Raw genomic sequence first — 13,465 nt, forward strand, 5'->3', positions numbered from 1 at the left:
TCAAAAATATGATTATCTAATGAAGTAATAGGATATAGAAATGGAAATAATAAAGTGAAATATGCTTTTTCACTTTATATATTTTGGTATAATATATTTATAAATTTTAATATGGGGACGGTATATATATGAGTATATTTATAGGAAAGTTTAGTTCAAGCTTTGAAAATGGACAATTTGATCAAATTAAAGAAAAGTGCTGTATTGGTGGAGCTGAAGGAAGTAGATGGTATAATGGACTGTCTATAGGTGATTATGTTTTCCCAATTAGATATAAAGTAATATCTTGTTTATGGAAGATGACTGGATATGGTGAGAAAATCATTAATGGAGAGAATGAGAATGTAGCATTATTTGATGAAGTGAAACAGTTTAATCCACCATTAAATTTAGATACATTTATTAAATATAAACATTTTAATTTGGATATTAATTTATTAAATAAAATTAAGAAACAAACACAGGGTTATGGATTTCATAAGGTAGATTATGTTAAACCATTAGAAGAAATAGAAAAAGTTAGTTTTAAAGACAGCGAGCGTAGAATTTTCATAGTAACAGAAAATAAAAGTTTAAAACTAAAAGATAGCGATATAGTAGTAAAAATAGATAATTCAGAATTAAAAAATATTATTGGATTCTATATATTCAATGATAATAAATTATTAGAATATAAGCCTTTAATGGATTTATATGAGGTAAGAAACGAAACTAAATATTCACTTAAGGAATTATTAGAGTTTTCATCTACAGTGAATGATAATGCTAAAAAAAAGAGAAACTTCTTAAATACACTAATTAATGAATTAGATACTAAGGGATATTCAGAAGTTATTGATCCTGTTAACTTATATGACAATATTATTGTAGGAAGAAAAGTTTCACCTAGTACTAAAACAGAAGATATTGATGATAAAGATGATAGTATAAGTAATGATAAAGATAACAATTCATCAGACTCTTGGTGTGATATTGATATTAATGATAGTACTTTCTTAGGCAGAAAGAGAACGGACTATAGTAGTTTTTATATGGGAACGACTATTCCATTAAGATATCATGAGGTCTTTTTAAGTAATTTATCGGAAGAATTACATAAAGGGAAGAGTATTAAAGTAAAGTTGATAATAAATGATAAAATATATAGAGGACAAGTAGTATGGCCTGCATCTAAAGGGAGGTCTGGAGTTACAATACAATTAAAATACTCTGAGAAAGCGTTGTTAGAACTTTTAAGAACTAAATTAGAGGTAAGTTATAGATATATAATGAACTATTTAAAGGAAGAAAATAAAAAACCTAAAGATATTCCAGATGAATATAAAGAATATATAGATTTTTACAAGGGGGATGAGTTAAATACTTTTATTCTAAAATTGGTTAATAGAGAAATGATAGATGGAATAGAAGATGAAGAATTACAAATAGTAGATGAAAATGAAAATTATGATAAAGATAATGAAGTAATAAATAATTTTATTGTTTCGGAATTAGTTAAAGATATATATAACTATATTAAAAGTAATGGATTTATATATGATTTAGAATTAATTAATAATATTTATGTTTCTTTGAAAACAAAGCCTTTTATAATTTTATCAGGTATATCGGGTACGGGAAAAAGCAAACTTGTTGAATTATTTGCAAATGCTTTAGGTGCTACTATATCGAATGGAAGATTCAACTTAATTCCTGTTAAGCCAGATTGGTCAGATTCAACAGATATATTAGGCTATAGAGATATTGAAGGAAAGTTTAATCCAGGAATTATTTCTAAGATTGCTTATAAAGCCATGCTGAATCCAGAGGTACCATACTTTATTTGTTTAGATGAAATGAATTTAGCTAGAGTTGAATATTATTTTAGTGATATTTTATCATTAATTGAAACAAGAAGATTTAATGATGATAATGAGATTATTACTAATAATCTATTAAGCAAAGAACAAATTGGTAGAGATGCTGCTGCTATTAGTAAATATGGTGATGTTTATATCCCTCAAAATTTATATATTATCGGTACAGTTAATATGGATGAAACTACTTTTCCATTTAGCAAAAAGGTTTTAGATAGGGCAAATACAATTGAGTTTAATGAAGTGAATTTAGATTATTCCTTTGATGATGAAGAATCAATAGAAAAACCTATTTCGAAGGTTTATCATAATGACCTATTAAAGTCGGAGTTTATTAAGATATCACAATGTAAACTATATAAGGATATTGCAGCTAAAGTTATAAATGACTTAATTGATATTAATAATGTTTTAGAGAGTCACAATCAGCACTTTGGTTATAGAGTTAGAGATGAAATAGTATTTTATATGATTTATTCATTAAGAGATAATTTAATGACATATGAGGAAGCTTTTGATTATTGTGTTACACAAAAAATTCTTCCAAAGATTAGCGGAAGTAGTGATGAAACATTAGATGTATTAAAAGAACTATTCTCATTATTTAATAATTATAATTTTAGAAATAATGATTATTTAGATAATAATGTTATTAAAGCTATGGAGAATTCAGTTGAAAATAGTAGCTATAAATTAACTAATAAGAAGCTTATCTATATGATAAGGAGGTTCATAAGAGATGGATTCACAAGCTTCTGGCAATAGAGAAATCATTTTTATTGAAAGTGATAATGTATGCTTTATCATAAAAAGTAGTAGTGATGTAATTAATTATAATAATGAGGCAGAAGTTAAAATTGATAGCTATGGAAATATTATTAATACTGAATTTAATAAAAATGTACATTTAAAAGAATATAGTAATTATGAAGTTATTGTTGAAAGTAAAAATGGAGCTGATGTAGAATTCTACCATGAAAATATAAATATTCGAAATAAGGTAACTCAAACTAGAAGAGGAAGTAAAAACTTAAGTGGTATCATTAATTTTAAAGGGGATATTGGATTTAGTGATATTATTATTAAAGTTAATGGAAGAAAAGAATTTAAATGTACTTTAGAAGTTTATCCAAGCAAAATATGCTATAAAGAAGATTATCAAGAAATTTTAAGAGATGTAAGTGAAGAAATTTATAACTTATCTTATGGATTTTTAGCTAGAACTTACCTTGGAGCAGAAATAAATAATAAAGTTAGTTCTAGCAATACAGAATTCTATAGCATTCTTAATTATGTTTTTGATAAGTTAATTAAAGCTATAGATATTATAATAATGAATCCTCATCATCAGTTATATAAAGAAAATAGAGTTTGTAATTATCAATCATTAAAGAATGTATCTAATGATACTGTTAAGTGGCTAGAAAAGAGGCCTCAATCAATTAGAAAAGTAAATGGTAGATATATACCTACAGAAGCACTTCAAACTAAAAAAATAATTACCACTAATACAAAGGAAAATAGATTTATAAAATTTATTCTTATTAAAATTATTAACAAGATTGATAATTTTATTAAATGCTACAAGAATATTAATACAAGCTTGGATAGTGTAGTTATAGAAAGATTAAATCTATTTAAAAGAAAAATAAGTACAAAAATTAATACATCCTTATTAAGAGATATAAAAGAAGAATTTAATGAAGCATCTATGTCTTTGGTTTTAACGATAGCTAGTGGGTATAGAGACATATTTAAATATTATTTGATGCTTCAAAAAGGATTAACAATAAATTCAAATATATTTTCATTATCAATGAAGGACTTATCTTTATTATATGAGTATTGGTGCTTTATAAAGATTAATTCATTATTAAAGAAAAAGTATAATCTTATATCAACTGATTTAATAAATATAAATAGAGATGGAATATATGTATCACTAAAGAAAGGAATAACATCAAATTTACTTTATGAAAATCCTAATACAGGTGAAAAATTTAAAGTTTCATATAATTCAATAATGACTTCTAAAACTGTAGCCCAAAAGCCAGATAATGTTCTATCTATTAATAAAGATAACTGTGAAAAATCTTATGAGTTTATATTTGATGCTAAATATAAAATTGACACGACAGATGAATATATAGGTAAATATGGTGAAGTAGGTCCAAAGGAAGAGGACATTAATACAATGCATAGATATAGGGATTCTATTTTATATAGAAATAAAATAGATTATAAAAATGAAAATTGTATATTTGGAGCTTTTGTATTATTTCCATATAAAAATGAAGAGGAATTTAGAGAACATAAATTTTATAAAAGTATAGAGGAAGTAAATATAGGAGCAATACCATTTTTACCTTCTACAACAACTCTCATGACTGAGTTTTTAGATGAATTAATAAATGAATCCTCATATTCTACATTTGAAAGATCAATCAAAACAATAGGAGAAGAAAATTATATAAATGAAGATCAATATGCTAAGAGAAACGTATTAGTTGGATCATTAAAAAATAAAGAACAACTTGATATAAATTTAAAATATAATTTTTATCATACAAAGAAAAAGAATATTAATATAATTGATAATAAAATAGAATATATAGCAATAGCACAATCAATAAATCATTTTGGAACTAAAGAAGCAGGAATAAAGTATTATGGAAAAGTTAAAGAAATAAAAGAGCTAAAAAGAAATGACATTACAGAAATACCTGACAATTCAGAAGAACTTTACTATAAATTTATTGTTGATGAGTGGTTAAGATTAAATAATAAAATTAAAGTAAAAGGTAATAATGTAATGAAAATAATATATACTACTGAATACCTTTTAAGATCTGCTGATACAGTATCAGAGTTATTTATTAAAGATAAAGAAGAACTTAGAATATGGAGGGAACTAAAAAGAATATTTAAAGAAATAGAAGTAGAAAATTATCATAAAGAAAATAAACAAGTAATTAAGTTCTTAAAGTTAGAAAATAAACAGTTAATAATAGAAGAGAATATAATAAAAATAATAGATGGTAAGTCTATTGAAACAATAGACAAAAATGATTTTAATAAGAATCCTAAAAGACACATAAAAGCTATATTAAACTAAAAAAGTTTTAAATTTTACTAGATTTAATTTATAGTGGTCTAATAATTTTAAATATTGTGTTTAAATACAATAAAACACTAAAGTAAGTTGAAGAAGCTTTGCTAAGACCTATTCCATCAAGCATTGAAAATCAATTAGATGATTATATAGAAAATAGTATTTTACAATTATTAGAATAAAATAAAAACACTCCTATTATTGATACGAAATATTTGGATTTAATAATTGTAATTAGATATACAGGAAGAAGATTCGAAGACATTTGTCACTTAATTGCTGAACATAAAAATAAAATCAATGAATGTGTACAAGATGATTTGGATGGAGATCCTATGATCTATTTAGACCACCGTATTGCTTAAATCCCAAAGGATTTAAGAATACCAATATAACATTTAAGAGACTCAAAAGGTGATAATATAGTTGAAAGAGCAATTTTAAGACAGATGCAAAGAGCTAAAGACTTACCGTCTACACCAGATGGATATAAATATTTATTTAGATAAGTAAACACACACTTTAATAAAGAACTTTTAGATACTAATAGCAAAGTAATTATTGATAGTATTCATATACTAAGTTCAATAATGATATTATACTTCCTAGGGTTTGTAAGAAGATACCTTTATTAAATATGGATGGTAGTATACATAAAATTTCAGCCCACCAATTTAGGCATACAGTAGCAACAGAAATGATTGATGCAGGTGCAGATATTTATGCTGTTAAAGAATTTTCAGGCCATTCTTCTGTTGTGATGACAGAAAAATATATTAATATTTATCAACAAAGATTGAAGAAAGAATTTAAAGAAAAACTAAGTAAATCTGATGCTACTGATATAAAGAATAGCTTATTAGAAGAAAATTTATATGATAATAAGTGGGTTAAGAATAAAATTATAGGAGTATTTGAACTTGTGATGGTTGTTGTGAACATCCATGTAAAAGGCCTTCTTGTCCTCATATGTCTTTGTAAGACTTGTGTTAAGAAAAAGATATATCCGAGGTACTTACAGGATGTTAAAGACACTATAGACAGCGAAAACAATGATAATGCTTTACGAATGAGACCAAATGAAAAAGCAGAAGAATTTGATATAATAGTTAGAGTTTATACAGTTGCTTTGGAGATAATTAATGAAGGCGAAATCTTTGAAGCCTCAAAGAACTTTTATGTAAGTGGGTAAAATAATGCGTAACAAAAATCCTAATACATGAGAAATTATTAGACTAAAAAAGCAAGAAAGTGATATAATAAACAAGCAGTTTTATCTGTATCAAAAGAATTAGAGTTATTAGATGACGCATTAAATAATCTTATCTTAAAAGCTGAAATATACCGTAGAGCAGGTGTTAGTAAAACCTTTTTATATACTTATAAGGCTGAACTGTTAGAACCAATAAATAAAGCTATAAATAAACAGAATAAAAAAATGAAAGTAATACCAAAAAATTAAACTTTTAAAGAAACGTCTAAAGATAGAGTGATAAAGTATCTTAAACTAAGAATACAATCTTTAGAAGATGAAAATAAAAAGATTAACAATGATAATACTATTTTATTGGGGAAATTAGTATGTAAATAATATTATTAATACTAGTAATGGAGAGTTAAACATGGAATTAGAATATTTTTTTTCAAAATTTAATACGGAGGATATAATGTCATCTATAATTGATATGCAAATGTATCCTAAAATGAAATATAAGGATAGAATAATACCTATGGCAGAAGCTTTATGCTCAAATTTACTTCGTTATAATAAAAATAATTGCAATAGAACTTTTTCAAGTAATACTTTATATAAGATTGGTGAGAAATTACTTACAACCCCTATTGATGAAAATTTAAAAGAAACTTTAAAATTGAAAGATGCATCAGACAATGTTAAACAAAAACATTTAAAAACTTTAAATATGAAATTGAAACATATATATTCTAGAGGAGATGCATATACATATCAATTAATTACTTTTTCTAATATGCTTTATTCATCATTTGATAATGAATTTAAAGACAAGCTTGGTTTTACTTATACATGTGTAGAAAAATTATTTATCTATATATATATAAAATATTGTAATAATGCACTTCGTGAATTAAAAAATAAACTCAATCCATTTTACTTTATTAAAAGAAAATTTAATGTATCTAATAACTATATATACAGAGTATCTAAAAATGAGCTCTATAATAATTTTAACAAAGAAGAAATTGATAATATAATAAATATTTTAGGTATTAAAATTGGAGATAATTCTGTAAAAGAATATAAAATAAATACATTTAATCCTTTATATGAAAAACCTATAGTTGATTTCGGCTCTTTTATTTACTTACCAATACTAAAAAGTAACATAATGAATCTTCCTAAATTATTTCACTATACTTTTATTGCAAAAAAGATATTTGATAAGCCTACAATAGAAGCTTATAAAAAACATAGAGGAGATATTGTTGAATCATTAACTATGAAATATTTAAAAAAGTTTTTTGATGATGATTCTATTTATCATTCTTTAAAGTATCCTGTTAAAAAGAAAACTTATGAATCAGATGTAACAGTTCAAGATAGAAATATTTCTATATTTTGCGAATGCAAAAGTAAAATACTAACTCTACCTACACTAAGAGGAGATTTTGATTCATTAAAAAAAGATATAAATCAAGCTATAAATATAGCCTATAAACAAGCAATTAGGTCAATCAAATGGTTGCAAAAAGGAAACATATTTATAAAAGAATTAATTAATGAAGATATAGAAGTAGAATTAGCTCAAACTAAATATTACTTTATTTTTTGTATAACAGCAGAAAATTTTGGATTTGTACCATTTGATATATATGATTATATTACGATTAATAAAGATATACCTATAATACCACTTGTAATAAATATTTATGATTTAGAGATAATTACAAATGAATGTTCAACAAAAGAAGAATTATTAAATTATCTATTTTTTAGAAAATTAAATTACAAATATATTAGTTCATATGATGAATTAGATGTTTTTGGATTGTTTAAAGAAAAAGGTGATGTGCAATTTAATATCGATGCAGATCAATTAATTGTTACTAGTTATACAGAAGTTTTTGATAAAAAATATGAAACTAAAAGCATAGACTTTTTAATGAATTATGATACTTCGTATATTGGTTAAAAAAAGCTACTATCTATAATTACTTGGTAATTATAGATAGTAGCTTTATACTTCTACAGTTATATTTTTTTACCTTTAGACAAGGGGCAGTACGATTGGTATTTGTTCTTTTCATTTATGTAAGAATAAAAAATACTTGTATAAAATAATCTATTATTCATATAAGTAAAAGTATAGATTGATTTTTAGTGATATAATAAATTTCTAATACATTAAGCATTATTTAGGAGTGAAAGTTTTGAATGAAATTTTAGAAAAGTACAAAGATAGATTAATAAATTTAAATGGTAGAAATAGAGCTTTAGTTACTAAAAAATTACCTAAAAAGAGAGCCTTTGATATACATAACATTACAACTATTAATAAAGATATTTGTAATGAAGTAAAAGAATATATAATTTCAAATAAGGAAAATAAATTAAAGCTTTTACCTGACTATACTAGTTTTTATAATGAGAAAAGAAGAGAAATACAAAGATCTATCAAAGAAGAGTTAATAAAAGAAACAGAAGATATTGAAAATCTAGAAATTGAAGAGAATGAAAAAGAAGCAAAACTAAAAGTAGTTAAAGAAAACCTAAATGAAAAGGAAGAAAAACGTCTAAGTGAATTAGAAAATACTAAGAATAAAATAGTTTCTTATTTAGTTTCATTAAAATCTCTAGATAAGGAAATTAATGATGTCTATAAAGAAACAGGTAGATATGAATTATACATAGGATATCCATTTATTGAAGGTAAACTTAAAGATGATACTTTTATAAAATCACCTTTATTTCTTTTCCCAATAAGATTTAATAGGAAAGGTGATGCCTTCGATATTGAAAATATTAGTGAAAGCAATATATTTTTAAATAAAGTTTTATTACTTGCAATCTTTAAGTTTAATGGAGTTAACTTAGATAATATAGAAACTGAGTATGATAAATTAGATGAGAACTTTATTGAAGATATATTAAAAAAGTTAGAAGAGGAAAAGGTATATATTGATTATAAAGATTCTGAAATTGAAAAATTTATAGAATATACAAATACAACATTACCAAAGTATGATTTAGGATATTTAAAAGTTACTAACAATATGATTATAGGACAATTCTCTATAGCTAATTCTATTTATAATGATTATGATGAATTACTTAAAAGTGATATTGAAATAGATATACTTGAAAGATTATTAAATACTAATTATGAAGGTGATAGATTAAGTGAAGAAGATTCAAAATTAGTTTTTAAGGAAAGAGATATTAATTTAATTTCTAAACTTGATTATAGCCAAGAAAGTGCTGTTAACATGGTTAATAAATCTAATAATTTAGTTATCTATGGGCCACCAGGTACAGGAAAATCTGAAACTATAGTAAATATAATAGGTGATGCCTTATCTAAGGATAAAAGAGTTTTAATGGTTTCTCAAAAGAAAGCAGCACTAGATGTTATTTATAATAGATTAGGAATATTAAATAAGAAAGCTATTTTAATTCATGATATAAATTCTGATAAAAAGAAGTTTTACTCATTAGTAGCTAATTCACTAGAAAATGTAGAAATATCAAATGAAGATTTTGAAAACAATATATTAAACAACTCCAATTATATAGATAATAAGATATTAGATTTAGAAAAAATAGCAAATGTTTTATATAGTAAAAGAGAGTTTGGATTATCTCTTCAAGAAATGTATGAAGAAACTAAGCATATTACATCAAAAGAAGATCCAAGATATGAAGAATATCTTAGATTTAGGAAGAAAAATGATTTTAATAATGAAACTTACTTTAATCTTAAGGAAAATATATCACAAATAAATGATGATATTATCCAAAGCTTTATAACATATACAAGTCTTAAGAGTAAAAATGAATTTATTGATGATATAGATATAAAAATGAATTTTATTGATAAAGAAGAGCTTGCTCATAATCTTCAAGGCATAAATCTATCTTCAAAAAGTATTATTGAAAAATATACAGAAGACATGGACTTATATAATCAATTAATGGATGAATATAAGTTAAATGATTATTATTTAAATGATAAAAAAGCTGAAGCTATAGCAGTTAATATTAATAGTTTAAAAAATGGTCATTTATTAAATAAATTAAATGATAATAGATGGTGGAGTATATCTTATTGGATTAATTATTCAAAAAATAAGAAGATAGAAATAGAAAATAATAATAAATTTGAAGCTAGTAAGGAAGCCCTTATAAATGAAGTTAAAACTATAACTAAAAATATAAATAATTTGTTTAAAGATATGGAGATTATAAAGACTTCTTTAAATGAAAAAGTTTATGATTTATTTATAACAAAGCTTTTAAATGGAAATGACTTAAATAGTTATATTAATGAGATAAATGAGGCTTTAGATTTAAGTGAAAAGTATAAAAATGATTTAATATTAATAAAGAATTTAAATGATTTGAAACTAAAAATATTAAATTATTCTCTTAGTGAAGATATAAATTTAATGAAAGAGCGAATTAGTAACTTATTGGAGTTTACTACACTAAACCATATACTTGATCTAGAAAAGGATATAAATGTTTCAGAAGCTTTAAAGTTATTGACTTCTTTTGAAGAAAATATATCTTTAATAAATAATGAGATGGAGAATAAGAGACAAAATGTTAGAAAGTTAATTTTAAGTAAATGGAATGGAAAGATATTAGCTATAAACAATCTTTCTGGATTTAAAGAGTTTAAAAGGCAAGCTAATAAAAAGAGAGCATTATGGCCTATAAGAAAATACTTTGAAACTTATAGCAATATGATTTTAGATGTTTTCCCATGCTTTTTATTAAGTCCAGAAACTGTATCAGAAGTTTTACCATTAACAAAAGGCTTATTTGATATTGTAATATTTGATGAAGCTTCTCAAATGTATATAGAAAGTGCTATACCTTCAATTTTTAGAGGAAAACAAGTTGTAGTAGCTGGAGATGATAAACAACTTAGACCAAATGGATTATTTAAAAATAGATATATAGATGAAGAAGATGAAGATATAGAAGAGGAATCCTCTGCAGCATTAGAAGAAGAAAGCTTATTAGATTTAGCAAAAGTAAATTATGATAGTGTTTATTTAACTTATCATTATAGATCAAGATATTTAGAGTTAATAAACTTTTCAAATTATGCTTTTTATGGTGGAAGATTAAAAATAGCTCCTAATTTAAATACATCACATGATTATAAGGCTATAGAAAGAATTATGGTTGATGGAAAATGGGAAAATAAATCTAATGAAGAAGAAGCAAAGAAAATTGCAGAATTAGTTGAAAGTATTTTAAAGAATAGAAAAAACAATGAAACTATTGGTATAATAACCTTCAATATAAATCAAAAATCCTGTATAGAAAAGATGCTAGATGATAAGGCTCAGCATGATGAAGAGTTTAGAGAGTTATATACTAAGGAAATTGACAGAATCGAAAATGATGAAGATGTTAGTTTATTCGTTAAGAATATAGAAAACGTACAAGGTGATGAAAGAGATATCATAATTTTTAGTATAGCCTATGCTAAAAATGAAAAAGGAAGAGTATCAGTTAACTTTGGATCATTATCTCAAGATGGTGGAGAAAATAGATTAAATGTTGCTATAAGTAGAGCTAAACAAAAGATTTATGTAGTAACATCAATAGAGCCTGAAGAGTTTAATGTGGACTCAAGTAAAAATAAAGGACCAAAATTATTTAAGAAGTATTTGCAATATGTAAGAGCTGTATCAAATGGAAATACTACTGAAGCAGAAGCTATATTAAATACTGTTTTAGATACAGAGATTATATATGATGATAGTAAAAGCTTTGATAGTGATTTTGAAGCAGAAGTTTATGATGCATTAACTGAAAAAGGCTATAATGTTCATAAACAAGTTGGGGTATCTGGCTATAGAATTGACTTAGCTATTTATGATGAAAGAAAATCACAATATATTTTAGGAATAGAATGTGATGGAGCTGCTTTCCATAGCTCAAAATCTGCAAGAGAAAGAGATATTTATAGACAAAGATATCTTGAATCTAGAGGATGGAAAATAACTAGAATATGGAGCAAAAACTGGTGGGATAATCCTAAAAAAGAGATTGAGAAAATAGAAAAGATTATTAAAGAGATTCAATAATTATATAATAATTAAGCATTATAATTGTAAAAAGTTGTATCAGATAATAAAGCTGGTACAACTTTTTATTTAATGAAACTAAAGAAATTATTTATAAATTAGTCAATTTATATGAACAATACATTATTATACTCAACATATAGTAACTTAATATAATTACCATAATATAATATATTAGTAATTATTAGAAATATAGCTATGTTTATTATATGCTATATTTAAAATGGAGGACTTTTTATGAATTCATTATCATATGGTGGACTTAAAGATGAGTTGAATCCCATATGTACTGTTAATAATATTAATATAGAACATGGATATACAGGTTCAGCACTAATACCTAATGGTACTGAAGTTGGAACCTCTTATGTTATTTCTTCTATTAATGTAGATAATATAAATAGAAGATTATTAGAATTTGTTTGTAATATAATCAATAATAATTTTATTGGAACTATAAGCTTTCAAGTATTTAAGCTTTTTAATAATAACTCTAATGCTATTTCAATTGGACCACCTTGGATATTATCATACCCAGCTGCAAATAATGGAGCAGATATTCTCTCATTATTTGTTTGTGATGAGGACATTTGTTCAGATAAATGTACCTATATTGTACAAGCTACTGTTACTGATAGCTTATTTCGTAGCCTCTATTTAACAGATATTGTTGGTGGAATTGATAATGTAACTCTAGTAGGACCTGCTACCTTTATATCTAATGGTGCATTTTTTACTATTAATGCAGGTATTCCTCTAACCTTAAACATCGTTCACGGTAATATAAATATACAAGGTTTATTTGGCAGTGTTTCTCAAGTTGGAAATACTATAACTGTTAATAATATTGAAGAAGGAAGCTTTATATTTACTGAATCACCTGGATTTAATAACATTTCTATTCTAAGTGGAACAATAAGTTTAACAATTAATCCTTTTAATGGAGAAGTTATAGAGAAAAGTTTAACTAGTGGTACTAGTATTATTACAAACGGAACTTTGGCATCGCTATCATATTAAATAATTTGAATATTTTTTATTGAAATCATAGTTTCTTTATTACAATTTAATCAAAGAAAGAACATAATATTGTAATTCAATAAGTTACGATATTATGTTCTTCTTTTAATTAATTCAAATTAACTACTAATTATTTCTTAATAAGAGAAAATATTAAGGATAAATAAGAATACGC

General features: G+C 24.2%; 7 protein-coding genes. All 7 read left to right on the top strand.

Going from position 1 to position 13,465, the window contains the following annotated elements:
* The first annotated feature begins 128 nt into the window (after positions 1-128).
* The 7 genes from QK892_RS13105 to QK892_RS13135 all read left to right on the top strand — a co-directional run bounded on the left by QK892_RS13105 (position 129) and on the right by QK892_RS13135 (position 13,290).
* On the top strand, positions 129-2,621 hold the full coding sequence (locus QK892_RS13105) for an McrB family protein (protein WP_317273986.1): 2,493 nt from the start codon (positions 129-131) through the stop codon (positions 2,619-2,621).
* Positions 2,596-4,971, top strand: a complete 2,376-nt coding sequence (locus tag QK892_RS13110) for a DUF2357 domain-containing protein (RefSeq protein WP_317273987.1) — start codon at positions 2,596-2,598, stop codon at positions 4,969-4,971. Before QK892_RS13105 ends, QK892_RS13110 begins: the two co-directional genes overlap by 26 nt.
* 212 nt (positions 4,972-5,183) lie before the next feature.
* The gene (locus QK892_RS13115) at positions 5,184-5,333 is read left to right on the top strand and encodes a hypothetical protein (RefSeq protein WP_317273988.1); all 150 of its coding nucleotides are present in this window, start codon (positions 5,184-5,186) and stop codon (positions 5,331-5,333) included.
* 272 nt (positions 5,334-5,605) lie between these two features.
* Complete coding sequence (locus QK892_RS13120) at positions 5,606-6,160, top strand: site-specific integrase (RefSeq protein ID WP_317273989.1); 555 nt, start codon at positions 5,606-5,608, stop codon at positions 6,158-6,160.
* A 430-nt stretch (positions 6,161-6,590) separates the two neighbouring features.
* Complete coding sequence (locus tag QK892_RS13125; RefSeq protein ID WP_317273990.1) at positions 6,591-8,138, top strand: hypothetical protein; 1,548 nt, start codon at positions 6,591-6,593, stop codon at positions 8,136-8,138.
* Between the two features lie 238 nt (positions 8,139-8,376).
* Positions 8,377-12,270 carry an AAA domain-containing protein gene (locus QK892_RS13130; protein WP_317273991.1) on the top strand — a complete coding sequence of 1,298 codons (3,894 nt, stop codon included), beginning with the start codon at positions 8,377-8,379 and terminating at the stop codon, positions 12,268-12,270.
* Between the two features lie 237 nt (positions 12,271-12,507).
* The gene (locus QK892_RS13135) at positions 12,508-13,290 is read left to right on the top strand and encodes a DUF4489 domain-containing protein (RefSeq protein ID WP_317273992.1); all 783 of its coding nucleotides are present in this window, start codon (positions 12,508-12,510) and stop codon (positions 13,288-13,290) included.
* Positions 13,291-13,465 lie beyond the last annotated feature (175 nt).

Source organism: Clostridium lamae, assembly GCF_033043255.1.
Lineage (GTDB): Bacteria > Bacillota > Clostridia > Clostridiales > Clostridiaceae > Clostridium > Clostridium lamae.

Excerpts from the sequence above, each read along its gene's own strand:
- QK892_RS13135 (WP_317273992.1), top strand. The coding sequence starts at position 12,508 with ATGAATTCATTATCATATGGTGGACTTAAAGATGAGTTGAATCCCATA.
- QK892_RS13105 (WP_317273986.1), top strand. The coding sequence starts at position 129 with ATGAGTATATTTATAGGAAAGTTTAGTTCAAGCTTTGAAAATGGACAA.
- QK892_RS13125 (WP_317273990.1), top strand. The coding sequence starts at position 6,591 with ATGGAATTAGAATATTTTTTTTCAAAATTTAATACGGAGGATATAATG.
- QK892_RS13110 (WP_317273987.1), top strand. The coding sequence starts at position 2,596 with ATGGATTCACAAGCTTCTGGCAATAGAGAAATCATTTTTATTGAAAGT.
- QK892_RS13120 (WP_317273989.1), top strand. The coding sequence starts at position 5,606 with ATGGATGGTAGTATACATAAAATTTCAGCCCACCAATTTAGGCATACA.